At 65.3% G+C, this 22,901-nt stretch carries 24 protein-coding genes; 10 read left to right on the plus strand and 14 right to left on the minus strand.

Going from position 1 to position 22,901, the window contains the following annotated elements; translation table 11 throughout:
• The first annotated feature begins 41 nt into the window (after positions 1-41).
• Genes BLS13_RS07865 through BLS13_RS07875 form a run of 3 tightly spaced genes read left to right on the plus strand, consistent with a single transcriptional unit; the run spans position 42 to position 2,473 of the window.
• Positions 42-551 carry a DUF2141 domain-containing protein gene (locus tag BLS13_RS07865; protein WP_093451179.1) on the plus strand — a complete coding sequence of 170 codons (510 nt, stop codon included), beginning with the start codon at positions 42-44 and terminating at the stop codon, positions 549-551.
• A gap of 1 nt (position 552) precedes the next feature.
• Positions 553-1,518, plus strand: a complete 966-nt coding sequence (locus BLS13_RS07870) for a diacylglycerol/lipid kinase family protein (protein ID WP_093451181.1) — start codon at positions 553-555, stop codon at positions 1,516-1,518.
• Positions 1,519-1,525: 7 nt separating this feature from the next.
• A complete protein-coding gene (locus BLS13_RS07875) occupies positions 1,526-2,473 on the plus strand; it encodes a hypothetical protein (protein ID WP_093451182.1) in 948 nt (315 codons plus the stop codon).
• A 40-nt stretch (positions 2,474-2,513) separates the two neighbouring features.
• Here the strand turns inward: BLS13_RS07875 and BLS13_RS07880 are convergent, their stop codons facing one another.
• Together BLS13_RS07880 and BLS13_RS07885 are read right to left on the minus strand one after the other, a co-directional pair.
• The gene (locus BLS13_RS07880; protein ID WP_093451183.1) at positions 2,514-3,716 is read right to left on the minus strand and encodes a serine palmitoyltransferase; all 1,203 of its coding nucleotides are present in this window, start codon (positions 3,714-3,716) and stop codon (positions 2,514-2,516) included.
• A gap of 7 nt (positions 3,717-3,723) precedes the next feature.
• Complete coding sequence (locus BLS13_RS07885; protein WP_037524762.1) at positions 3,724-3,966, minus strand: acyl carrier protein; 243 nt, start codon at positions 3,964-3,966, stop codon at positions 3,724-3,726.
• A gap of 126 nt (positions 3,967-4,092) precedes the next feature.
• Between BLS13_RS07885 and BLS13_RS07890 the strand changes: the two genes are divergently transcribed.
• Positions 4,093-4,629, plus strand: coding sequence for a Pycsar system effector family protein (locus tag BLS13_RS07890; protein ID WP_093451185.1), 537 nt, complete (start codon positions 4,093-4,095; stop codon positions 4,627-4,629).
• Here BLS13_RS07890 and BLS13_RS07895 read toward each other — a convergent pair whose 3' ends face one another.
• Genes BLS13_RS07895 through queF form a run of 3 tightly spaced genes read right to left on the minus strand, consistent with a single transcriptional unit; the run spans position 4,630 to position 7,125 of the window.
• Positions 4,630-5,547 carry an SDR family oxidoreductase gene (locus BLS13_RS07895; protein WP_093451186.1) on the minus strand — a complete coding sequence of 306 codons (918 nt, stop codon included), beginning with the start codon at positions 5,545-5,547 and terminating at the stop codon, positions 4,630-4,632. It lies immediately after the preceding gene.
• Positions 5,544-6,668, minus strand: a complete 1,125-nt coding sequence (gene proB / locus BLS13_RS07900) for a glutamate 5-kinase (RefSeq protein WP_093451187.1) — start codon at positions 6,666-6,668, stop codon at positions 5,544-5,546. Before proB ends, BLS13_RS07895 begins: the two co-directional genes overlap by 4 nt.
• 10 nt (positions 6,669-6,678) lie before the next feature.
• Positions 6,679-7,125 carry a preQ(1) synthase gene (gene queF / locus BLS13_RS07905; RefSeq protein WP_093451189.1) on the minus strand — a complete coding sequence of 149 codons (447 nt, stop codon included), beginning with the start codon at positions 7,123-7,125 and terminating at the stop codon, positions 6,679-6,681.
• A 96-nt stretch (positions 7,126-7,221) separates the two neighbouring features.
• Here queF and sseA point away from each other — a divergent pair, with 96 nt between their 5' ends.
• The 3 genes from sseA (at position 7,222) to BLS13_RS07920 (ending at position 10,442) form a co-directional block, all read left to right on the plus strand.
• Positions 7,222-8,061, plus strand: coding sequence for a 3-mercaptopyruvate sulfurtransferase (gene sseA / locus BLS13_RS07910; RefSeq protein WP_093451190.1), 840 nt, complete (start codon positions 7,222-7,224; stop codon positions 8,059-8,061).
• 26 nt (positions 8,062-8,087) lie between these two features.
• Positions 8,088-9,272 (plus strand): cystathionine beta-lyase, encoded by a 1,185-nt coding sequence (gene metC, locus BLS13_RS07915; RefSeq protein ID WP_093451365.1) that lies wholly within the window; start codon positions 8,088-8,090, stop codon positions 9,270-9,272.
• A 399-nt stretch (positions 9,273-9,671) separates the two neighbouring features.
• A complete protein-coding gene (locus tag BLS13_RS07920; RefSeq protein ID WP_093451191.1) occupies positions 9,672-10,442 on the plus strand; it encodes a TorF family putative porin in 771 nt (256 codons plus the stop codon).
• Positions 10,443-10,499: 57 nt separating this feature from the next.
• Here the strand turns inward: BLS13_RS07920 and BLS13_RS07925 are convergent, their stop codons facing one another.
• From BLS13_RS07925 to thyA, 9 genes are all read right to left on the minus strand, one after another.
• Entirely contained in the window at positions 10,500-12,050 is a 1,551-nt protein-coding gene (locus BLS13_RS07925; RefSeq protein ID WP_093451366.1) for an ATP-binding cassette domain-containing protein, read from the minus strand.
• Complete coding sequence (locus BLS13_RS07930) at positions 12,047-12,829, minus strand: ABC transporter permease (protein WP_093451193.1); 783 nt, start codon at positions 12,827-12,829, stop codon at positions 12,047-12,049. Before BLS13_RS07930 ends, BLS13_RS07925 begins: the two co-directional genes overlap by 4 nt.
• The gene (locus BLS13_RS07935) at positions 12,826-13,746 is read right to left on the minus strand and encodes an ABC transporter permease (RefSeq protein WP_093451194.1); all 921 of its coding nucleotides are present in this window, start codon (positions 13,744-13,746) and stop codon (positions 12,826-12,828) included. The genes BLS13_RS07930 and BLS13_RS07935 overlap by 4 nt, the downstream gene beginning before the upstream one ends.
• Before the next feature lie 58 nt (positions 13,747-13,804).
• Positions 13,805-14,230 carry a DUF3035 domain-containing protein gene (locus BLS13_RS07940; protein ID WP_093451195.1) on the minus strand — a complete coding sequence of 142 codons (426 nt, stop codon included), beginning with the start codon at positions 14,228-14,230 and terminating at the stop codon, positions 13,805-13,807.
• Positions 14,220-14,726: a signal peptidase II gene (gene lspA / locus BLS13_RS07945; protein WP_093451196.1), complete on the minus strand. Its 507-nt coding sequence runs from the start codon at positions 14,724-14,726 to the stop codon at positions 14,220-14,222. Before lspA ends, BLS13_RS07940 begins: the two co-directional genes overlap by 11 nt.
• A gap of 138 nt (positions 14,727-14,864) precedes the next feature.
• Positions 14,865-17,825 (minus strand): isoleucine--tRNA ligase, encoded by a 2,961-nt coding sequence (ileS, locus tag BLS13_RS07950; RefSeq protein WP_093451197.1) that lies wholly within the window; start codon positions 17,823-17,825, stop codon positions 14,865-14,867.
• A 38-nt stretch (positions 17,826-17,863) separates the two neighbouring features.
• Entirely contained in the window at positions 17,864-18,799 is a 936-nt protein-coding gene (locus BLS13_RS07955) for a bifunctional riboflavin kinase/FAD synthetase (RefSeq protein ID WP_093451199.1), read from the minus strand.
• Positions 18,800-18,827: 28 nt separating this feature from the next.
• On the minus strand, positions 18,828-19,319 hold the full coding sequence (locus tag BLS13_RS07960) for a dihydrofolate reductase (protein ID WP_093451200.1): 492 nt from the start codon (positions 19,317-19,319) through the stop codon (positions 18,828-18,830).
• Positions 19,320-19,482: 163 nt separating this feature from the next.
• Complete coding sequence (gene thyA / locus BLS13_RS07965; RefSeq protein ID WP_093451201.1) at positions 19,483-20,409, minus strand: thymidylate synthase; 927 nt, start codon at positions 20,407-20,409, stop codon at positions 19,483-19,485.
• 97 nt (positions 20,410-20,506) lie between these two features.
• Between thyA and BLS13_RS07970 the strand changes: the two genes are divergently transcribed.
• Genes BLS13_RS07970 through BLS13_RS07980 form a run of 3 tightly spaced genes read left to right on the plus strand, consistent with a single transcriptional unit; the run spans position 20,507 to position 22,871 of the window.
• Entirely contained in the window at positions 20,507-21,298 is a 792-nt protein-coding gene (locus BLS13_RS07970; RefSeq protein WP_093451202.1) for an exodeoxyribonuclease III, read from the plus strand.
• 5 nt (positions 21,299-21,303) lie between these two features.
• On the plus strand, positions 21,304-22,365 hold the full coding sequence (gene ribA, locus BLS13_RS07975) for a GTP cyclohydrolase II (RefSeq protein WP_093451367.1): 1,062 nt from the start codon (positions 21,304-21,306) through the stop codon (positions 22,363-22,365).
• Positions 22,362-22,871, plus strand: a complete 510-nt coding sequence (locus BLS13_RS07980; RefSeq protein ID WP_093451204.1) for a L,D-transpeptidase family protein — start codon at positions 22,362-22,364, stop codon at positions 22,869-22,871. The genes ribA and BLS13_RS07980 overlap by 4 nt, the downstream gene beginning before the upstream one ends.
• Positions 22,872-22,901: the final 30 nt, after the last annotated feature.

The raw sequence follows: 22,901 nt of genomic DNA on the forward strand, positions 1-22,901 counted from the left end.
ATGCGTTCGCGCTGGCTATAGCTTCCAGGAGTAGAGAGGTCATGTTGAAACTTGTGGCGGGTGCTTTTGCGGCGGTGATGATGGTATCGTCCGGTGCGCAGGCGGCTGTCCTGGGCCCCGATGCCGAAGCATGTGCGCCTGGCGCTACCGGGCCCGCCCTGTTGGTAAAGGTCGACGGCTTCAAGACCCGCAGCGGCCAGTTGCGCGTGCAACTCTACGGCTCGAATCCTTCCGAGTTTCTCGCCAAGGGCAAGAAACTGCGCCGGATTGAAATGCCGGTGACGGCGCAGGGGCCGATGGAAGTTTGCGTTGCGCTGCCGCAGTCCGGCGATTTTGCGATCGCGGTGCGCCACGATGTCGATGGCAGCGGCAAATCGGGCTGGGATGACGGAGGCGGTTTCTCGCGCAATCCCCGGCTGTCCCTGCTCTCGCTCAAGCCGGATTTTCGCGATGTCGTGATCCACAATGGCGGCGGCGTCCGGACGGTCGACGTGACGATGCAGTATCGCAAGGGGCTTTCGATCGGACCTCTCTCGATGGCGTCGCGCTGACATGGCGAGCGTCGCGCTTCTCTCCAATCCGCGCTCGACGGGCAATCGCTCGCTGCTGCCGCGCGTGCGGAGCTTCTGCGCGGCGCATAGCGATATTTTTCATTACGAAGTCGAATCGGTCGATCAGATCGGTGAAGCGCTGCGGACGATCGCCCGGGTCAAGCCGAAGGTGCTGGTCATCAATGGCGGGGACGGCACGGTACAGGCCGCGCTGACCGAAATGTATCTCGGCAGCCATTTCGAAGGATCGCCGCCGCCGGTCGCGGTGCTTCCTAATGGCAAGACCAATCTGATTGCGCTCGATCTGGGCGCGGTGGGCGATCCGATCGAGGCGCTCAAGCGGGTGATAGAGATCGCGCGGACGGGGGTCGATGAGCATGTCGTCGTCCGCGAGCTGATCGCCCTGTCGGGCGGTACCGATAGCAGGCCGGTTCTGGGCATGTTCCTGGGCGGAGCGGGGCTTGCTGATTCGATCCTCTATTGCCGAAACAAGATCTATCCACTGGGGCTCCCCAACGGCATCAGCCATGCGCTGACCCTGCTGGCGGTGTTCCTGACGATGATCATCGGCATTCGCACCGCCTTTCTGCCGCCGCGCGCCAATCCGCTGAAGGTGTCGATGATGCGGCATGGCCAGTTGCAGGGCCGCTATTCGTTGCTGATCGTGACGACGCTCCACAGGCTGCTGCTCGGGAGCAGCACCGGCGGTGTCACGAATGGCTCGCTGCAGATGGTGCTTGTCGAGCAAAGATTGCTGCCATTGTTGCGCACGGTGTTCGCCGGCCTGTTCGGGCGGGTGGGACGCAATCGCATGGATGGCGTCCATGTCGAGCGCGGCGACGAAATCCGGATCGAAGGGGATCGATCGAGCGTGATCCTCGATGGAGAAATCTTCCACGCCAAGCCGGGGGGCGCGATCGTGCTCAAGCCGACGCCGCCCGTTTCATTCCTTCGGCTTGCAGCCTGATATTGCGATGGGCGAGGACGGGCGAGCGGCGCTGCTGAGGGCGTTGGTGGCGGACGAACTTGCCGAGCCGGTCGATCCGCGGGTTGCGAAGGTTGCAGCGGCAATCGCCGCGAAATATGGCGCCGCTTCGCAGGCGGTGCTGTTCTACGGGTCGTGCCTGCGCGAAATCCAGCTCGACGGGTTGATGCTCGATTTCTATCTGATCGTGTCCAGTTATCAGTCCGCTTTCGGGCAGGGCTGGCTGGCCTTCGCCAACAGGGTGCTACCGCCCAATGTCTTCCCCTTCGAGCAGGACGGGCTCGTCGCCAAATATGCGGTACTCAGCGAAGCGGATTTTATCCGGCTGGCATCTTCATCGACCCGCAACGTTTCCGTGTGGGCGCGATTTGCCCAGCCATCCCGCCTGGTCTGGACGGCCAGTGCCTTGGCGCGGCATGCTGTCATATCGGCTGTGACCGAGGCGGCGCCGGCGCTGATCGGCGCGGCGCGGCCAATGCTTGCCGATAGTGTCCGGATCGCCGATCTGTGGAGCCAAGCCTTCGCGCTGACCTATAGTGCCGAACTTCGGGCCGAGCGTCGGACGCGGGCGGGATCGATATTCGATGCCGACGCAGATCGCTATCGGCGTTTCACGCCGGCCGTGCTCGCCGCGACCGGCCTCGATGCCCGGATCGAACGGGGCGGCATGGTGCGCTTTGCCGATGGCGTCTCGCCCGGCGATCGCCGGGCGAGTGCGCGGCTGTGGCGGCAGCGGCGCCGCGAAGGCAAGTTGCTGACCCTGGCGCGGCTGGCGAAGGCGACCACCACTTATGCCGGCGGGATCGACTATCTCGCCTGGAAGATCAACCGCCACGCGGGCCAGGTGATTGCCTTGAGCCCATGGCAGCGGCGCTGGCCGATCCTGGGCGCAATCAGTCTGCTTCCGCGGTTGCTATTGCGCGGCGCGGTGCGGTGATCCAATCCCTCCCCGAGGCACTTGTCTCGAGGAGGGATATTCAGGCGATCACGCCCGTCGCGCGTCCGGCTGCTTCGAATATGTGCAGGATCTCGTCGACCTGCGCATCGCTATGCTCGGCACAGAGCGAGCAGCGCAGCAGGAACATGCCCGCCGGCGTCGCCGGGGGACGTGCGGTGTTGACGTAGAGGCCGGCTTCCAGAAGCCCCTGCCAGAGCGAAACCGCGCGCTCCATATCGGCCAGGATGATCGCGATGATCGCCGATTGGGCGGTTTGGGTGCCGAGGGTATAGCCCATGTCGCGCAAGCCCTGATGCAGGCGGCGTGAATTCTTCCAAAGATGCGCACGCTTGTCCTTCGCATGCATCAGCTTGCGGATCGATGTCGCTGCTGTCGCGACCACCGATGGCGGTAGCGACGCGGTGAACACATAGGGCCGGCAAACCAGCCGGAGCACTTCGAACTTGGGATGGTTCGATACGCAAAAGCCGCCGACCGTGCCGACCGATTTCGAGAAGGTGCCGACGATGAAGTCGACCTCGTCGGCCACGCCGGCCTCTTCGAACACGCCGCGGCCATGCTCGCCGAAGAAGCCCATGCCGTGCGCTTCGTCGACCAGGATCATGGCGCCATGTTTCTTCGCGACGTCGACCATCTCGCGCAGCGGGGCGATATCGCCCATCATCGAATAGACGCCTTCGAGCACGACGAGCTTGCCGGCTTCCGGCGGCAGCCGGCCGAGACGCTTGTCGAGATCGGCGACATTGTTGTGCCGGAACCGGACGACCTCGGCATTGCCGAGCGCGCAGCCGTCATAGATCGACGCATGGCTGTCGGCGTCGAGGATGATATAGTCGTTCCTGCCGGCCAAGGTGGATATCATGCCCAGATTGGCTTGATATCCGGTCGAAAACACGATTGCGTGCTCGGTGCCGTAAAATTCCTTGAGCGCATCCTCGCATTCCCGATGGCCCTGATAGGTGCCGTTGAGAACGCGGCTGCCGGTGGTCCCCGATCCGAATTTGTCGAGCGCGGCCTTGCCGGCGGCGATCACGTCGGGATCGAACGTCATACCCATATAATTATAGGTGCCGAGCAGGATCGTGCGCTTGCCATTGATCATCGCCTCGGTGGGCGACAGCACCTTCTCCATCACGATCCCGTAAGGATCGCGGGCGCCGGTGGCGAGCAGGGCATCGCGCTCAGCTATCAGCGAATCGAATTTGGAAAACAGGTCGGTCACGTGCGGCTCAGTCCTTGAGCTTCGCGACGGCGTCGACAAGCTGGCCGACGGTTTCGATCTCGGCCTGCATGTTCATCGTGATGATGATGTCGAATTCGTCCTCGATCGCCGCGACGAAATCCATCACGGTCAGGCTGTCCCATTCCAGGTCGCCGGCGAAGCTGGTGGCTTCGGTCAGATCGATGCCCTTCTTGTTGAAGGGTTCGATCTGTTCGGCCACGGTGGTGAAGATATCGTCTCTGTCGCTCATATACTGTCCTTAACGGGCAAAGGCAGCGCATGCCAAGCGAATGCGGCGGGAACGGGGCGGTGGCGCGGCGACGCTTTGCAAGTGGCGATTTGTCGTGTCATGAAAAGGTAACAGGGGAGGGACGTTATGGCAGACAGAGAGGGGCGCGCGCCGCCACGGGGGACATTTGCTCCGGACGCCGTGCATTTGCTGCGCACGACCCAGCAGATTCAATATCAGTTGAGCCAGATGGCTGATGCTAAGGCGAGTCTGCTGATGGGCGCGACGTTCGTAATCTTTTCGATCACCGTCGGCCAGGTAAAAGCTGGATCGAACCCGCCGATCGCATTGCTAATTCTCGGCGCGGCAGCGTTCGTGGCGGCCGTGCTGGCGGTGATGGCGGTACTGCCGTCGACGAAAGTGCCGCCGCGGGTGAACGGTCCGGCCAACATGCTGTTTTTTGGTTCGTTCACCCAGATGCCCGAGGACGAATATGTCCGGCTCGTGCTCGATACGGTAACCGACAGCGACGCGGTTTATGCGGCATTTGCGCATGACATCTACCAGAATGGCAGCGTGCTCGCGCGCAAGAAGTATCGATTGCTGGCTTATGCCTATCGCGTGTTGCTGAGCGGCCTCGTCTTGAGCTTCATAACGTTCGTGGCGCATTTCCTGCCGTTTTGATCAGCGCGCGGGCGGTAGCCAGCGCTGCCCGCGATACCATTCGGCCGTTGCGGCCAGGCCGTCCGCCGCGCCGATATGCGCGCGCCACAATGCTTCGGGCGGCCTTGCCGTGCACACCCAGTCGGGATGACAGAAATACCGCACCCGGTCCGGGGTGAGCTTGGCCCGCGGGCCGTGGCGCAGCCGTTCGTAGAGCGCGCCGAGCTTCAGCGCGAAGGCGGGAACCGGCACGGTCATAACGTTGCCGCGCCCGACCGCCTGACCGAGCAGTCGGCCGAATTCGCGGTGGCTATAGCCGTTCGGGGTCCCGTCGTCAGGCTCGAACGTCTGGCCGATCGAATCGGCATCGTCGACAAGATCGACAAGCAGCCGCGCGAGATCCCCCGCCTCGATCAGCGACAGCCGGCCACGCGGCGGCAGTGGGACGAGGCCCTTCGCTGCGAGCCGGAACAGTTCCAGCATCTCGCGGTCGCCTTCGCCATAAATGGCGGGCGGCCGTACGATCGTCCAGTCGAGCTGGCTCTGCCGCAGCACCGCCTCCGACGCCGATTTTGACCAGCCATAATCGGACAGGTCGGGTTCGCGGGCCGACAGCGATGAAACATGGATGAAGCGCGATACGCCCGCGGCTTCGGCCGCGGTCACCATCGTCGCCGTTCCGGTCACGTTGGCCGCGACGAAGCCGGCCAGATCGGCCGCGTTGATCGCGCCGGCGATATGGATGACGGCATCGGCTCCCTCGACCAGTTCGACGAGGCTTTCGGGCCGATCGAGCGCGCCTTGTACCCATTCGACCCGCGCGCGGGGCAATTGCGGGCCGCGCGCCAGCGCGCGCACTTGATGGCCCCGTTCCGCTGCGACACGCAGCACATGGCCGCCGACGAAACCGGTGGCGCCGGTGATGGCGAGCAGGGTCACAGCATCACCAGATGGTCGCGGTGCACCATCGCCGCACGCGGCGCATAGCCCAGGATCGCCTCCAGCGCGTCGCGGCGGCGGCCGACGATCGCCACCGCGTCGGCGGCGTCATATTCGGAAAGGCCGCGCGCGATCGTCTGCCCGTCGGGCCCGGCGATATCGATCACGTCGCCGCGCGCGAAGCGGCCTTCCACGGCCACCGCGCCGGCGGCGAGCAGGCTGCGCCCGCCCGCCAGCGCATCGGCGGCGCCGGCATCGACCGAGATCCTGCCCTTGACCGTCAGCCGGCCCGCCAGCCACGCCTTGCGCGCCGATCCGGCCTTGCCGCCGACGAACACGGTGCCCCGGCAATCGGCGGCATAAGCGGCGAGCGGGTGATCGCGCTTGCCCGACGCGATCGCGAGATGGAGCCCCGATCGCTGCGCGATGCGCGCGGCTTCCAGTTTCGAAATCATCCCGCCCGATCCCATGCCGGACGCCGATCCTCCGTCCGCCATCGCCCGCACGCGCGCATCGATCCGGCGCACCTCGGGCACCAGAGTGGCGCCGGGGTCGCGATGCGGGTTGGCGGTGTAGAGCCCGTCGATGTCAGAGAGCAGGATCACGCCCTGCGCATCGGCCGCCTGGCCGATCCTGGCCGCCAGCCGGTCATTGTCGCCGAAACGGATCTCCTCGGTGGCGACCGAATCATTCTCGTTGATGACCGGGACGACGCCAAGGGTCAGCAGCCGATCCAGCGTCGAAGCCGCATTCAGATAGCGGCGCCGATCCTCGAGATCGTCGAGCGTTACCAGCATCTGCGCGGCCGTCAGCCCTTGTTCGGCCATCAGTTCGGCCCAGCAATGCGATAAGGCGATCTGCCCGGTTGCGGCGGCCGCCTGCGCATCCTCGAGCGAGGCGCGCCCGCCCTTGGCAAGGCCGAGCCGCCGCGCGCCGAGCGCGATCGCGCCCGACGATACCACCGCGATGCTCTGCCCCGCGGCATGGCGCGCGGCAATGTCGGCGACGACGCTCTTCAGCCAGTCGCGCCGCACCTGGCCCTGCGGATCGACGAGCAGCGCCGATCCGATCTTGACGATCAGGCGCTTGCAGCGGGCGGGCGAAAAACGGTCTGCGCTCATTTTCGTGCGCTCATCCGCGGCCCCGATAGGATGCGACCCCCTGATCGGGCACCCACAACCCTTCGGGCGGCGGGCCGGACTGCCAGAAGACGTCGATCGGAATGCCGCCGCGCGGATACCAGTAGCCGCCGATGCGTAGCCAGGCCGGCTGCATTTCGGCAAACAGCCGCTGGCCGATGCCGACGGTGCAATCCTCGTGAAAGGCGGCATGGTTGCGGAAGCTTCCGAGAAACAGCTTGAGCGATTTCGATTCGACGATCGTCGCCGCCGGGGCATAATCGATCACCAGATGCGCGAAATCGGGCTGCCCGGTCACCGGGCAGAGCGAGGTGAATTCGGGCGCGGCAAAGCGCACGAGATACAGCGCATCGCCCCGCGGATTGGGGACATAGTCTAGCACTGCCGCGTCGGGCGATGCGGGCAGGCTGCTGGTCTGGCCGAGATGAAGCGGGGTCATGCGCTGCCTCTTAGCGAAGAGCCGCTTCCGATGCTATCGGTGTGGCATCGTGTATCATCTTGGGCGTGCGTCGCGCGCGCTCGTCAGGAGGCTGGAATGGATTTGCTGGTTTCGACCGCATGGCTCGCCGACGAAATGGGGGCCGATGATCTGCGGATCGTCGATGCAACCTATTTCGCGCTCGATCCCTCGCGTGATGCGCAGGCGGAGTATGAGGCGGGCCATATCCCGGGCGCCGTCTTCATGGATCTTGCCAGTCTCAAGGATGACCATAATCCGGTGCCCGGCATGTTGCCGCCGCCGGAAAAATTCGCCAGCCGCATGCAGGCTTTGGGGCTCGGCGATGGTAGCCGGATCGTGCTGTACGACAATGCCCCGCACCGCACGTCGGCGCGGGCATGGTGGATGTTGCGCATGTTCGGCGCGAGCCAGGTCGCGATCCTCGATGGCGGCCTGTACAAATGGGTGTCCGAGGGCCGGCCGCTCGCGCAGGGCAGGGAGACGCTGCGCCATCGCCATTTCACCGTCTGGCGCGATCCGCAGGCCGTGCGCGATCTCGATCAGATGAAGGCCAATATCGCAAGCGGCGCCGAGTGCGTGCTCGATGCGCGCGGCGCCAGGCGCTTCACGGGCGAGGAGGCCGATCCGCGCGGGCTTGCCGCCGGCCACATCCCGGGATCGAAGAACTTGCCTTATGATCGGCTGCTGAATCCGGATGGCACCTTCAAGACCGGCGATGCACTCAAGGCCGAGTTCGACGCGGCGGGCATCGACTGGAACAAGCCGCTGGTCACGACCTGCGGATCGGGCGTCACCGCATCGGTGCTGCTGTTCGGTGCGGCGTTGCTCGGCAAGCAGGATATCGCTCTTTACGACGGTTCGTGGAGCGAGTGGGGCTTGCGCCCGGAAACCGAAAAAGCCATCGGTGCCCGGTGAGCGATGACGTAAATGACGAACATGCGATGAAGCCGGGCACCCGGCTGGTCGCGGCCGGGCGGCGCAAGCAATGGACGCAGGGAATCGTCAACCCGCCGGTGTGGCGCGCGTCGACGATGCTGTTCGATACCGTTGCCGATCTGCGCGCATCGAGCAAGGATCCGAACGCCGGCCTCTATTACGGGCGCCGCGGCACGCCGACGCAATGGGCGCTGGCCGACGCGCTGACCGGAATGGAGCCGGGCGCCGCCGGCACGATGCTCTATCCGTCCGGCGTCGCCGCCATTACCACCGCTTTGCTGTCGGTGCTGTCACCCGGCGACGAATTGCTGATGGTCGACAGCGCCTATGAGCCGACCCGCAATTTCTGCAACGGCCTGCTGCGCACGATGGGCGTGACGACGACTTATTATGATCCGATGATCGGCGGCGGCATAGCCGATCTGTTCACCGATCATACGCGCGCGATCTTCCTCGAAAGCCCCGGAAGTCTGACCTTCGAGGTGCAGGATGTGCCCGCCATCTGCGCGGCGGCGAAGGCGCGCGGGATCGCGACCCTGCTCGACAATACCTGGGCCACGCCTCTGTTGTTCCCCGCGATCGGGCACGGCGTTGACATTACGATCCTCGCCTGCACCAAATATATCGTCGGCCACTCGGACGTGATGATGGGATCGGCGACGGCCGCGCCGACCTGTTTCGAAAAGCTCCGCCGGACGACCCATGGCCTGGGCCATTGCGTGAGCCCCGACGATGCCTATCTCGCGCTGCGCGGCCTGCGGACGCTCGGCGTGCGAATGAAGGCGCATCAGGAAAGTGCGCTCGCGATCGCGCATTGGCTCGATGCGCAGCCACAGGTTGCACGCGTGCTGCATCCGGCGCTGGCCGCCTGTCCCGGCCACGCTATCTGGCAGCGGGATTTCGCAGGATCGTCCGGCCTGTTCAGCATCGAAATGGCCTATGGCGACGATGCCGCCCGCACGGCGTTGATCGACGGGCTCCAGCACTTCGGGATCGGCTTTTCCTGGGGTGGATATGAAAGCCTGGCATTGCCGGTCGATCCCGCTCCCTTGCGGACGGCGAATCGCTGGGGAGGCGGTGGCCCGTTGATCCGGCTGCAGATCGGGCTGGAGGATGCGGCCGATCTGATCGCCGATCTGGCGGCCGGGCTTTGCCGCTTCGATGCGGCCGTCGCGCGCGTTTCAACCTAACCCGAAGGGGTCTTTTGGTCCGCCCGTCGCTGCTTCGCGATGCAGCACATTCGCAGCGACGCGGGACGGTGCAATGCGAACTGGCCGAGAAACGATATTGTGGGGATCGGGGTTTGCATAAATTTTGTTCAGCATTGCTTAATGTTTGAACAAAGGCACATGGCCCGAAAATTGAGGGTCAATAGTGCTACAAAGCGAAGTCTTAAAAAACTGTTGCGGCGCGGCAACAGTGGTAACGAAGTTGCAATGATTGGCGCGATTAGGATTGTGCGCTGCAAGACCCTGTAGCACATAGGCCTCGCTCCGCACGGTAGCACGGCCCGATCCTTTGTGATGAAAGAGGCTGTAGCCCGCGCGAAGCAGGGGAACGGATCGCGAATTTTTATAAGGGGATTACCTATGCGCACGTCCTTCATCGGCCTTTCGGCCCTTGCGCTTGCTGCTGCCGCTTCGCCGGCATTTGCCGACGCTCCGGCTGCCACTCCAATGTTCACGCTGACCGGCTCGGCAGCTTTGGTAAGCGACTATCGCTTCCGCGGCATTTCGCAGAGCGGCAAGCGCATCGCCCCGCAGGCGAGCGCCACGCTGACCCACAGCTCGGGCGCTTATATCAGCTTCTGGTCGTCGTCGATCGACGATTATGTTGCGGCCGGCGCTGATGCCGAGCTCGATCTGATCGCCGGTTATTCGACGACGATCAAGGGCGTGACGCTCGACGGCGGTCTGCTGTACTACGTCTATCCGAGTGCCGCGAAGGGCGTGAACACCGATTTCCTCGAAATCTATGGTTCGGCCAAGAGCGCGTTCGGCCCAGTCACGCTCAAGGGCGGTTTCGCTTACGATCCGAAGCAGAAGGCGATCGCTTCGCCGATCCTCGGCCACTCGAAGGACGATAACCTTTATCTGTATGCCGAAGCTTCGGGCGCCATTCCGAACACGCCGTTCGGTCTTACGTCGCACCTCGGCTACAGCCATGGCCGCAGCTTCCTGACCGCCGGCCTCAAGGACTATCTCGATTGGAACCTCGGCGCGACATACACGTGGAAGGCAGCGACCTTCGGCGTGTCCTATGTCGACACCGATGCCAAGAAGGGCCAGTTCGTCGGCAACGTGCCTTCGAAGAACGTTGCTTCTGCCGGCGTCGTTGCTTCGGTTACTTACGCTTTCTGATCCGTACGACCAGTTTTGCGTATCGAAAGGGGGTCGCGGTTCATCTGCGGCCCCTTTTTAATGGCTGGCTGCGATCAGCGCGCGGGTGATCGGGTGTCGGGGTTCGCCGATCACCTGACCGGTGGGGCCCTCCTCCACGATCCGGCCCCGGTCCACCACCGCAATCCGGTGGCATAGCCGGCGCGCCAGCGCGAGATCATGGGTGATCATTAATATCGCCAGGTTCCGATCGTGCTGGAGCCGCCGCAACAGATCGACGATCGAGCCGGCGACGAGCACGTCGAGCGCCGATGTCGCTTCGTCGAGCAGCAGCATGTCGGGATCGGGCGCCAACGCCCGCGCAATGGCGACCCGCTGCGCCTGACCACCCGAAAGTCCGGCAGGGCGCCGATCCGCCAGATTCTCGTCTAGACCAACTTCGACCAGCACCGCGGCAACCCGTTCGGCCAGCTGCGTGGCGGGCATGTGCGGAAACAGCCGCCGCAACGGCTCGCCGACAATATCGCGCACGCGCCACAACGGATCGAGGCTGGCGACGGGATCCTGGAACACCGGCTGGATGCGCGCGCGATGCTCGCGCCGCATCGCCGGGCGCGGCGGCAGCGCGGCGCCCCGCCATGAGACGATCCCGCGATCGATCGGCCCCAGCCGCACGATCGCCCGGCCCAATGTCGACTTGCCCGACCCCGATCCGCCGACCAGGGCCACGGCCTCGCCTTCACGCACGAGGATCTCGGCATCGATGACTGCCGCGAGCCGCCCGCGCTGCCATCCCGGGCGCTTGAAGGAAACGTTCACGGCGCGCGCCTCCAGCAGCACCGCACCGGTCCGGCCGAGTATCGGCGGTGGCTCATCGAGCCGCGGACTCGCCGCGATCAGCGCGCGTGCATAGGCGCTGGCGGGCTTGCGAAATATGTCCTTTGCCGCGCCCTGCTCCACGATCCGGCCGTCGTGCATCACGATCGCGGCCTCGGCATGGTCGGCCACCATCGCCAGGTCATGGCTGACCAGCAGCATCGCCATGCCGTCCTCGTCGCACAGCCGGCGCAGCAGCCGCATGATATCACCGCGCAACGCGGCATCGAGCGCGGTGGTCGGTTCGTCGGCGATCAGCAACTTCGGCCGATGTGCGATTGCCATTGCAATCAGCGCGCGCTGGCGTTGGCCGCCCGACAATTGGTGGGGATAGGCGCGCAGCCGTTCGCCGGCGCGATCGAGCCCGACCCGTTCGAGCGCAGCGGCGAGATCGGATCGATCGGGCCGCGCGGCACCCGCCTGCTGCCAGGCTTCGCGCAAATGCTCGCCGATCGTCAGGTGCGGGGTCAGTGCGGTCAGCGGCTGCTGGAAGACGAAGCCCACATCGTGGCCGCGCCGCCGCCGCAAATAGGACTGGTCCGCCCCGACCAGTTCTTCGCCCATCAGCCGGACCGTTCCCGAGGCGATGCCGGGCGATAGGCCGAACGGCGCAAGGCAGGTCTGGCTCTTGCCCGATCCCGATGCGCCGATCAGCGCGAGGCATTGGCCGGCGCCGATATCGAAGCCCATATCGTGGACGATCGTTCGCCCGTCGATCGCGACATTCAGCCCGGCGACCGACAGGATCGTCATGCCGCCCACCGATCACGCAGCTTCTCGCCGACGAGGGTGAGGCAGACGAGCAGGGTGACGAGGATCGCGCCGGGGAAAACCAGCCCCCATGGTGCGACATCCATATCGTCGGCGCCGTCCTTCAGCAGGATGCCGAGCGAGGTCATCGGCTCCTGCACGCCGAGGCCGAGGAAGGACAGGAAGCTTTCGATCATCACGACCTGCGGCACCGTCAGCAGCAGGTAGGCTAGCGCCACGCCTGCGATGTTGGGCAGCATGTGGCGCGTGACGATAGCCAGCGGCCCCGCGCCCGCGGCCTCGGCGGCGATCACGAACGGCCGGTCTCGGAGCACCAGCATCTGCCCGCGCACGACCCGCGCCATCGTCAGCCACTCGACCGCGCCGATGCCGATGAAGACCAGCACGATCGATCGGCCGAACACCACCATCAGCAGGATCACGACGAACATGAAGGGCAGGGCATACAGCGCGTCGACCACCCGCATCATCGCTTCGTCGATGCGACCACCGAGCCAGCCCGCGGTTGCGCCCCACGCCACCCCGATCATCAGAGCGACCAGCGCCGCCGCGCTTGCCACGGCCAAGGTGACGCGTGTGCCGGCCAGCAGCCGGGCGAGCAGATCGCGGCCGACGCTGTCGGTGCCGATCGGATGGTGCGGGGATAAGGGGGCCGCGCGGACTGCATCCCAGTCGATCACGTCATAGCGCCATTCGATCAGCAGCGGGCCGAACAGCGCGGCCACCACGATCGTCGCGATGATGGCCAGCGGCACCTTCATTGGCGAACCCGTGGGTCGAGCCAGCCATAAGCGAGATCGGCGATCAGGTTGAACAGGATGATCAGCGCGGCGTAGAGCGTGACGACCCCCAGCACGAGCGGATAGTCGCGGTTGAGCGCGCCCTGCACGAAATAGCGGCCGATCCCGGGCAGCGAGAAGATTGTCTCGATCACGACCGCGCCGGTCAGCATTCCTGCCGCCGCCGGCCCAATATAGCTCGCGACCGGCACCAAAGCGGGCCGCAGCGCATGTTTGATCAGGATGTGGATCGGCCCGAGCCCGCGTGCGCGGGCCGAACGGATATGATCCTGCCGGAGCGCGGTCGCCAGGCCGGCGCGCGTAAGCTTCGCGATCGCGCCGGCCGCCGGTAGAGCGAGCGCGATCACCGGCAGCACCAGATGCGCGAAGTCGCCGTCCCCCCAGCCCGAAACCGGCAGCCATCCGGTCTTCAACGCGAAGATGAGGGCGAGCAGCGGGCCGGTGACGAAACTCGGCAGCGCCGTCAGCATCGTCGCGGCGAACATCAGCCCGTGATCCAGCGGGCGCCCGGCGCGGCTCGCCGCCATCACCCCGCCGCCGATTCCCAGCAGCAGCGCGAGCGCGAGCGCATAGGCGCCGAGGGTCATCGATATCGGCAGGCCGCGCGCGATCAGATCGGTGACGGTGAAGTCGCGATAGACCAGGGACGGCCCGAAATCGCCATGCGCCAGCCGGGCGACATAAAGCAGGATCTGCTCGGGTAGTGGCCGATCGAGGCCATAAGCGCGCATCAGCGCTGCGCGGGTCTGCGGATCGATCGCCCGCTCGCCGTCGAACGGCCCGCCGGGCGCGATCCGCATCAGCACGAACGACAGGATGACGATCGCCGCCAATGTCGGCAGCGCCGTCATCAGCCGACGACGGATCAGGGTCAGCATGGCATAAAAGCCCCTCCCCTTCAGGGGAGGGGCTTGAGGAAGGAGGACGCCGCTCCGATCAATTCCCGGTGGTAATGCTGGCGATGTCGCTGTTGACCGCGTTGGTGGCCAGGATCGTGCGGGTGGCGGGGCCCTTGTCGACGGTGGCGGTGGCGACGTCGCCGGCTTCCGAACGGATGCCCGGTTCCGGCACCGTCTTGGTCAGGCCGATAATGTCTTTTTCGGTCGTGCTGCGCGGGGCCGGGCCGCCGAACATCGCGGAGAGCGCCTGCTGGCTCGAATCGGCTTCCTGCGGGCGGGGTGCACCGGGCTTGGGCGGGGTCAGCACGAAATCGGGCGGGATCGTCAGCGGCGCGCGCTTCGAAACCATGAACTCGTCAGGGCCGCCGCCACGGGCCATCACGCCGCCCTTGCTGCCGCTGCACGCCGACAATGCCGCAAGCGCGATCAGCGCCATCGAACCATAAACAGACTTAGATCGCATCGACATTCTCCGCAGGGGCCTTGCCCTCACGCACGAATAGCGCGCGCAGCACAAGGAGCAATACACCGATCGTAATCGCCGCATCGGCGACATTGAAGACCAAAAAGGGATGCCAGGTCCCGAAATGCAGATCGAGGAAGTCGGCAACATAACCCAGCCGCGTCCGATCGGCGATATTGCCGAGCGCGCCGCCCAGGACGAAACCGAGCGCGACCACGTCGATCCGCGCTTTCTCGCGCCACATCCAGGTCGCCACGGCGACCGCGATAAGCCCCGTCACGCCCACCAGCATCCAGCGCTCCTGCGTGCTGCCGGCGATCAGGAAACCCATCGACACGCCGTAATTTTCCACCCAGCGCAGATCGAAGATGCTGGTGATCTGGATCAGCATGCGATCGGGCAGCGCGATCCGATCGACGATCAGCCATTTCGATAGCTGGTCGATCAGCAGGACGGCGAAGGCCGTTGCGATGCCGAGCGGGCGATGGGTACTCATAAGCCCTCGCCCCCGCTTGCGGGGGAGAGGGTTGGGAGAGGGGGTAGTGGGGAAGAGGTTTGCGACAGAGCCTCCAGCACTGCCCCCTCTCCCCGACCCTCTCCCCCTAAAGGGGGCGAGGGAGAAAATGCGTTCACCTCAACCATGCACCACCGCCTCGCAGCGATCGCACAAGGCGCCATCTTCCTTGACGTCGGGCAGATGCCGCCAGCAACGGCCGCATTTTTCGAACTCGGTCTTGCTGACCTCGAACTTCACCAGCTCGGCGGCGGGGACGCCCTTGGCCTGTTCGGCAGCACCCGGATCGCCATCGACAATGTCGACCTTGGCGACGATCGCCAGTTCGGCGAAGTCGATCGACCGCAGCAATGCCGTCTCGGCGGGGTCGTAACTGACGGCGGCGACATCGGCCTCGAGGCTCGACCGCACGATCTTCTCACGGCGCAGCGGCTCGATCTCGCCGGTCAGCTTGGTGCGCATCACCCGCAGCAGCGCCCAGCGCATCCGCAGATCGTCATTGGCCCAGTTCGGATCGACCTCGGGCCATTCGAGCAGGTGCACGCTGCCGGCATCGGGGAAGCGCGTGCCCCACACTTCCTCGGCGGTGAAGCACAGGATCGGCGCCGCATAGCGGGCCAGTGCGTGAAACAGGATATCGAGCACGGTGCGGCACGCGCGGCGCTTCGGATCGCTTGGGCCGTCGCAGTACAGGCTGTCCTTGCGGATATCGAAGAAGAAGGCCGACAGATCGTTGTTCGCGAAATCGCTGAGCGCGCGCGCATAGCGATTGAACTCGAATGCGGCCGTCGCCGAGCGCAGCTCGGCGTCGAGCTCGGCGAGCAGATGGAGCACATACAGCTCCAGCTCGGGCATTTCGGCGACCGGCAATTTCTCGGCGTCGGTGAACCCGTCGAGCGCGCCGAGCATATAGCGGAACGTGTTGCGCAGCTTGCGATAGGCGTCCGAGGTGCCGGCCAGGATTTCCTTGCCGATGCGGACATCCTCGAAATAATCGGTGCTCGCCACCCACAGGCGGAGGATATCGGCACCGCTCTCGCCGATGATCTTGAGCGGATCGATGACATTGCCCTGGCTCTTGGACATCTTGCGGCCCTGCCCGTCGAGCGCGAAGCCGTGGGTCAGCACCGCGTCATAAGGCGCGCGGCCGCGCGTGCCGCAGCTTTCGAGCAAGGACGACTGGAACCAGCCGCGATGCTGGTCCGATCCTTCGAGATAGAGGTTGGCGCGAACGCCCTCGCCGTAGCGCGCCTCGACCGTGAAGGTGTGGGTGCAGCCCGAATCGAACCAGACATCGAGGATGTCGTTGACCGCCTCATAATCGGCGGCCGCATGCTCGGGGCCGAGGAGGGTCTGATGGTCGGCGGTGAACCAGGCGTCGGCGCCGCCCATCTCGAACGCGGCGACGATCCGCGCATTGACGGCCTCGTCGCGCAGATAGTCGCCGCTCTTGCGGTCGACATAGAGCGCGATCGGCACACCCCACGCACGCTGGCGGCTGATCACCCAGTCCGGGCGTCCCTCGACCATCGCGGTGATGCGGTTCTGCGCCTTTTCGGGCACCCAGCGGGTGTTGGAAATGGCGTCGAGCGCGATGGCGCGCAGGGTGGCGCCATTCGAAAGCCCCTCGCCCCCTTCAGGGGGAGAGGGGTTGGGGAGAGGGGGCACGCGGGAAGCAGTGTCGCGACCTGCTTCGCCCGACTCCCCCCTCTCCCAACCCTCTCCCCCTAAAGGGGGCGAGGGCTTTGTTGTGCTTCGATCCATCGGGATGAACCACTGCGGGGTACACCGAAAGATCACCTTGGCCTTCGAGCGCCAGCTATGCGGATAGCTATGCTTGTAGTCCGCGCTCGCGGCGAGCAGCCCGCCCGCCTCGCGCAGATCCGAACAGATCGGCCCGTCGGGCGCGTTGAGCTTCGGCGCGATCACGCTGCCCTGTCCGCCCATCCACGCCCAGTCGGCGCGATACTTGCCGTCATTCTCGACCGCGAACACCGGATCGATCCCATGCGCCTTGCACAGCAGGAAATCGTCCTCGCCATGATCGGGCGACATATGAACGAGGCCGGTACCGGCGTCGGTGGTGACGAAGTCGCCTGGCAGGAAAGGGCGGGGCTTCGCGAAGAAGGGCCCCTTTTCGTGCATCGGATGGCGAGCGAACGCTCCTTCCAGTGCACGCCCGCTGAACGCCTTAAGGGTTTCCTGGCCAGCGTAAGCTGCAATAACACGAGCGCGATCTAGTGAGAGTATCAACCGACGGCCATCAGAGCCTTCGAAAATTCCGTACTCAATTTCTGGCCCGTAAGCCAAAGCCTGATTCACGGGGATCGTCCAGGGCGTCGTCGTCCAAATTACCGCATAAGCGCCGACCAGCTCAGGCGCATTCGGACTCTCGACGATCTCGAACGCGACGTCGATCTGCGTCGAGACGATATCCTCATATTCGACCTCGGCGTCGGCCAATGCGGTCTTCTCGACCGGGGACCACATCACCGGCTTCGCGCCGCGATAGAGTTGCCCGCTCTCCGCGAACTTCAGCAATTCGCCGACGATCGCCGCCTCGGCCTCATATTTCATTGTCAGATAGGGATTGTCCCAGTCGCCCATCACGCCGAGCCGCTTGAACTGCTCGCGCTGCACTGCCACCCATTTTTCGGCATAGGCCCGGCATTCGGCGCGGAACAGGACGGGGTCGACCTCGTCCTTGTTCAGCTTCTTCGCGCGATAGGCTTCCTCGACCTTCCATTCGATCGGCAGGCCGTGGCAGTCCCAGCCCGGAACATAAGGCGCGTCCTTGCCGAGCAGGCTCTGCGATCGGACGATGATGTCCTTGAGCACCTTGTTCATCGCATGGCCCATATGGATGTCGCCATTCGCATAAGGCGGGCCATCGTGCAGGATGAAGCGTTCGCGGCCCGCGCGCTGAAAGCGCAGGGTGCCGTACAGATCGTCAGCCGCCCATTTCGCCAGAATCGCCGGCTCCTTGGCGGCGAGGCCCGCCTTCATCGGGAAATCGGTCTTCGGCAGGAAGACCGTGTCGCGCCAATCCTGGGCGGCGGGCGTTGCGGGCGTTTCGGACATGGACTCGTTCATTAGTGGCCCGAACATGTCCGGGCGGTTTACGGAAAGGCGTGCTCTAGGCGGGCGCGCGCTTCGGCGCAATCCGCCTGCATCTGTTGGGTCAATGCTTCGAGACTGTCGAATTTCGCTTCGGGCCGGATGAAGGAGACGATCTCCACCTCGATCGGCTGGTCGTAGAGGCTCTCGGCGAAATCGAACAGGAACACTTCGAGCAGTTCCTTGGGCGGATCGAAGGTCGGGCGGATGCCGATATTGGCAGCGCCATCGATCACCCTGCCGTCGGCCAGCCGCGCACGCACCGCATAGATCCCGTAAAGCGGGCGCAGATAATTGCCGAGCGCGATATTGGCGGTCGGGAAACCGATCGTGCGGCCGAGCTTGTCGCCATGCTGGACGATGCCGGCGATCCGATACGGACGGGTCAGCAGCCGCGTGGCCGTGTCGCAATCGCCGGCGATCAGCGCATCGCGGATCCGGCTCGAGGAGATCGGCCCCTGCTCGTCGGTGACCGCGGGCACCGCCTCGCTGCTCAGCCCCAGCGCGGCGCCGATCTGCGCCAGCAAGGCGACATTGCCACCCCGTCCTTTGCCGAAGGTAAAGTCCTCACCGGTCACGACATGGACGGCGCCGGCGCGGCCGACCAGCCAGTCGGTAACGAAGGTCTCGGCCGATACCGCGGCGAGCGTAGCGTTGAAATTGAACACCAGCATCGCATCGGCGCCGGCTTCGGCGAACAGGGCCGCGCGTTGATCGAGCGTGGTCAGCCGGAAGGGCGGCGTGTCGGGGTGGAAATAGCGGACCGGATGCGGATCGAAACTGGCGACGAGAACCGGCCGCTTCTCCGCCCGCCCGCGGGCCACAGCGGCGCCCACCACGGCCTGATGGCCGCGGTGAAATCCGTCAAAATTGCCCAGCGCCACCACGCCCCCACGCAACGCGTCGGGAACGGGCTGATCGCATGTCAGCCGCTCCATGGCGGCGCGTATAGGAAGTGGCGGAGATTCACGCAATGCGGCGGCGCAGAGTCACGAAGCTGAAAGCGGGCTGTGCCTCGGTGGCGGGGTGATCCTCGCGCGCCGATTCGGTCCAGATCGCCGGATCGAAGGGCGGGACGATCGTGTCCCCATCGGGGCTGGCATCGACTTCGGTGAGTTCGATCCGATCGGCATAAGGCAGGAGGAGCGCGTAGATCTCCGCGCCGCCGACGATCGAGAGGCTGGGGGCGTCGGCGATCGCGAGCGCGGTGTCGATGTCATGGACGACCTCGGCACCGGGCGCCTGCCAGTGCGGGTCGCGCGTCAGCACGATGTGGCGGCGGCCGGGCAGCGGGCTGGGGAAGCTCTCGAAGGTCTTGCGGCCCATCAGCATGGGCGTGTCTTTCGTCAATGCTTTGAAGCGCTTGAGATCGGTTGATATCCGCCACGGCAACGCGCCGTCGCGGCCGATCACGCCATTGGCGGCGCGTGCGAGAACGAAGACGATTTCGGGCTTCACTTCTCCCCTCCCTGCAAGGGAGGGGTAAGGGGGTGGGTGGGTATCGATGCAGGCTCGATGCCTGTATCGATACCATTGCCGCGAGGTCGGAGGCTCGCTGGCGCTCGCCACTCACCCCCAACCCCTCCCTGCAAGCAGGGAGGGGAGAAGAAATGGCGCGCCATCACACAGCCACCGGCGCAGCGATATGTGGATGCGGATCATAGCCCGTCACCACGAAATCCTCGGGGCGATAATCGAAGATGCTGTCCGGCGTCCGCGCGAACTCCAGCTTCGGGAACGGCCGCGGCGTGCGGGACAGTTGCTCCTCCACCAGATGGCCGTGATTCGCGTAAACATGCACGTCGGCGCCCATCCACACGATCTCGCCCGGCTCCAGCCCGGTCTGTTGCGCGAGCATCCGCACCAGTACCGCCGCCTCGAAGATGTTGAACGGAAAGCCCAGCCCGAGGTCGCACGAGCGCTGGTAGAGAATCCCCGACAGTCGCCCGTTCGCGACATGATATTGATAGGTCATGTGGCACGGCGGCAATGCCATGCCGGCGAGTTCGGCGACGTTCCAGCCGGTGAAGATCAAGCGGCGCGAGGTCGGGTTGGTGCGGATCGCGGCGACGAGGTCGGCGATCTGGTTGACGCCCGGTTCCTCCTTGCGGAACAGACCGTCGCCGGCGGGCGTGTAGCGTGGCCAGTCGACCCATTGCTTGCCATAGACCGGGCCGAGATCGCCCCATTTCGCGGCGAAACCGGCGTCCTCGATGATGCGCCGTTCGAACGCATCGCGATCGATCGTCTCGCCGGTCGCGCGACGGTAGCTGTCGAGCGGCCAGTCGGTCCAGATGTGCACGCCCTGCGCGACCAAAGGGCGGATATTGGTGTCGCCGGACAGGAACCAGATCAGTTCCTTGACCGCGCTCTTCCAATAGACCCGCTTGGTGGTGATCAGCGGGATCGTGCCGTCGGACAGATCGAAGCGCATCGTCACCCCGAACGTCGATCGCGTGCCGACGCCGGTGCGATCGACCCGCTCGTCACCCTGCTCCCAGGCAGTGCGCATCGCATCGAGATATTGCTGTTCGGGATGGCCGGTCATGCGAATTGGGTAGCGGGCCAGAGTAAGGCAAACAAGCCCTCGCTCCCCCGGACGAGGCACTGGCATTCCCCCCGCGCCATCGCTACATCGCGTGCCCATGCCCAGCCTCAAGATCGCCTCCTGGAACATCAACTCGGTGCGCGCGCGGATCGATATCGTGCAGCGCTTCCTGGAGGAGGAACAGCCCGACATCCTCTGCCTGCAGGAAACCAAGGTGAAGGACGACACTTTCCCGCCGGCGATGTTCCGCAAGCTCGGTTACGATCATCACGTCCTCAACGGCCAGCCGATGCACCATGGCGTCGCGATCATCAGCAAATTGCCGCTCCACGATCATGGCCGCCACGACTGGCAGGATAATGGCGAGGCGCGGCATATCGGCGTGCGGCTCGATTGTGGGATAAGGCTCGAAAATGTCTATGTGCCCGCCGGCGGCGACGTTCCCGATCGCACGGTGAACCCGAAATTCGGGCAGAAACTCGACTTCATCGAGCGGATGACGCGCTGGTCCGAAACGCTTGCCGAGCCCACCCTGATTGTCGGCGACTTCAACATCGCGCCGCTCGAATGCGATGTCTGGAGCCACAAGCAATTGCTTGATGTCGTCAGCCATACGCCGATCGAGGTCGAGGCGCTCGGCCGGCTGCAGGCGAGCCATGACTGGGTCGATCTCGGCCGTCATTTCTATCCCGCACCGCAACGGCTGCACACCTGGTGGAGCTACCGCGCGACCGATTGGACCGCGAACGATCGCGGCCGTCGGCTCGATCATATGTGGGCGAGCCCGGAAGTCGCGAAGATGGCGACCGCACATAAGGTGTGCGAGCCGTGCCGTTCGTGGATCAAGCCGTCGGACCATGTGCCGCTGATCACGGAATTTGCGGTGTGAGCGATCTGGCCAAAGCGCGCTCAGCGGCGCGGGCGATCGACGCGCTGAAGCGCGGCTGGCCGGTGGCGATCGATGCCGCCGATGGCCGGATCGTGGTGCTCGCGATCGAAACCGCGACCGACGCGACGCTGGGGGCCTTCGATGGCGACCGGCCGGCCGACGTTTTGCTCTCGGCGGCGCGCGCGGCGACGCTCCATCTTGCGAACCAGCGCGAGGCGGCGAGCCCGGCCTGCCCGGCGCTGATCGGGCGGGTGCCGTGGCTCGATCTGTCGGTGGCGATCGCGCTGGCCGATCCGGTGCAGGATCTGGCGATGCCGCTCAAAGGGCCGTTTCGTGCCAAGGCGGTGACCGCGCCCGAGGCGTCGGTGGCGGCGCTCCGGCTCGCGCGGCTCGCGGGGCTGCTGCCGGCTCTGTTCGTGCGCAGCGACGGCGACGCCGAGGCGGAGGTCAGCGCCGACGCGCTCGATGATTATGAGGATCCCGCGCATCTGGTGGTCGCGTCGCGCGCGCGGCTGCCAGTGCGTGCGACCGAGAAATGCGAGATCATCGCCTTCCGCCACGCCGCCGACGCCGCCGAGCATGTCGCGCTCATCATCGGCACGCCGGACGGAACGCCGCCTCTGGTCCGGCTGCATAGCGAATGTTTGACCGGCGATGTGCTCGGCTCGCTCAAATGCGATTGCGGGCCGCAACTGGCCGGCGCACTCGAGGCGATGACTCACGCCAATTGGGGCATATTGCTTTATCTGCGGCAGGAGGGGCGCGGGATCGGTCTGATCAACAAGCTGCGCGCTTATGCGTTGCAGGATCAGGGCTATGACACTGTTGATTCGAACCTGCGGCTGGGCTTCGCGATCGATGCGCGCGACTTCCGCGTGGCGGCGCGGATGCTGACCTTGCTCAGCCAGAAGGCGATCCGGCTGCTCACCAACAATCCGAACAAGGTCGAGGGGCTGGAGGCGGCGGGCATCTCAGTGGTCGAACGCGTGCCGCACAAGATGGGCGCGAACCCGCACAACCTGGCCTATCTCGAAACCAAGCGCGACCGCACCGGCCACGTCTTGTGAGCAAGGTCCGCGTCGATAGCGCGGCGCGGATACTCACCGGGCCGGATGGCGTGGCTATCGCCTGCACGATCGGGCGATCGGGCACGTGCCCGGCCGACGACAAAAACGAGGGCGACGGGATGACGCCGCTGGGTGTCTGGCCGATCCGCTGCGTGCTGTTTCGCGCGGGGCGGTCGGCGCCGCCGTCCGGAATGCGGCTGCCGTGGCGCTGGGTGGGCGATGCCGATGGCTGGTCGGACGATCCCGGCGACCCGGCCTATAATCGCCCGGTGCGGCACCCGTATCGGTTCTCTGCGGAGCGGCTGGCGCGTGAGGATGGGCTGTACGACGTAATCGTCGTGCTCGGCCACAATGATGCGCCGCCGGCGCCGGGGCTCGGGAGCGCGATCTTCCTCCATTGCAGTGACGGCGCGCGGCCGACCGAGGGGTGTATCGCAATTCCGGTCGGGCAGTTGCTGACGCTGCTGGCGCAGTTGGCGCCGGGGGATGCGGTCGAGATCTTCTGAACAAAATAAGCCCCTCCCTTGCAGGGAGGG

Source organism: Sphingomonas sp. YR710 (assembly GCF_900101455.1).
Classification (GTDB): Bacteria; Pseudomonadota; Alphaproteobacteria; order Sphingomonadales; family Sphingomonadaceae; genus Rhizorhabdus.

Bases quoted from the DNA above. Each gene is read 5' to 3' on its own strand.
- BLS13_RS07940 (WP_093451195.1), bottom strand. From the start codon at position 14,230: ATGCGATCTAAGTCTGTTTATGGTTCGATGGCGCTGATCGCGCTTGCG.
- lspA (WP_093451196.1), bottom strand. From the start codon at position 14,726: ATGAGTACCCATCGCCCGCTCGGCATCGCAACGGCCTTCGCCGTCCTG.
- proB (WP_093451187.1), bottom strand. From the start codon at position 6,668: ATGAGCGCAGACCGTTTTTCGCCCGCCCGCTGCAAGCGCCTGATCGTC.
- BLS13_RS07930 (WP_093451193.1), bottom strand. From the start codon at position 12,829: ATGAAGGTGCCGCTGGCCATCATCGCGACGATCGTGGTGGCCGCGCTG.
- metC (WP_093451365.1), top strand. From the start codon at position 8,088: ATGAAGCCGGGCACCCGGCTGGTCGCGGCCGGGCGGCGCAAGCAATGG.
- BLS13_RS07885 (WP_037524762.1), bottom strand. From the start codon at position 3,966: ATGAGCGACAGAGACGATATCTTCACCACCGTGGCCGAACAGATCGAA.
- BLS13_RS07865 (WP_093451179.1), top strand. From the start codon at position 42: ATGTTGAAACTTGTGGCGGGTGCTTTTGCGGCGGTGATGATGGTATCG.
- sseA (WP_093451190.1), top strand. From the start codon at position 7,222: ATGGATTTGCTGGTTTCGACCGCATGGCTCGCCGACGAAATGGGGGCC.
- thyA (WP_093451201.1), bottom strand. From the start codon at position 20,409: ATGACCGGCCATCCCGAACAGCAATATCTCGATGCGATGCGCACTGCC.
- queF (WP_093451189.1), bottom strand. From the start codon at position 7,125: ATGACCCCGCTTCATCTCGGCCAGACCAGCAGCCTGCCCGCATCGCCC.
- BLS13_RS07920 (WP_093451191.1), top strand. From the start codon at position 9,672: ATGCGCACGTCCTTCATCGGCCTTTCGGCCCTTGCGCTTGCTGCTGCC.
- BLS13_RS07935 (WP_093451194.1), bottom strand. From the start codon at position 13,746: ATGCTGACCCTGATCCGTCGTCGGCTGATGACGGCGCTGCCGACATTG.
- BLS13_RS07875 (WP_093451182.1), top strand. From the start codon at position 1,526: ATGGGCGAGGACGGGCGAGCGGCGCTGCTGAGGGCGTTGGTGGCGGAC.
- BLS13_RS07955 (WP_093451199.1), bottom strand. From the start codon at position 18,799: ATGGAGCGGCTGACATGCGATCAGCCCGTTCCCGACGCGTTGCGTGGG.
- BLS13_RS07870 (WP_093451181.1), top strand. From the start codon at position 553: ATGGCGAGCGTCGCGCTTCTCTCCAATCCGCGCTCGACGGGCAATCGC.
- BLS13_RS07970 (WP_093451202.1), top strand. From the start codon at position 20,507: ATGCCCAGCCTCAAGATCGCCTCCTGGAACATCAACTCGGTGCGCGCG.
- BLS13_RS07925 (WP_093451366.1), bottom strand. From the start codon at position 12,050: ATGACGATCCTGTCGGTCGCCGGGCTGAATGTCGCGATCGACGGGCGA.
- BLS13_RS07890 (WP_093451185.1), top strand. From the start codon at position 4,093: ATGGCAGACAGAGAGGGGCGCGCGCCGCCACGGGGGACATTTGCTCCG.
- ileS (WP_093451197.1), bottom strand. From the start codon at position 17,825: ATGTCCGAAACGCCCGCAACGCCCGCCGCCCAGGATTGGCGCGACACG.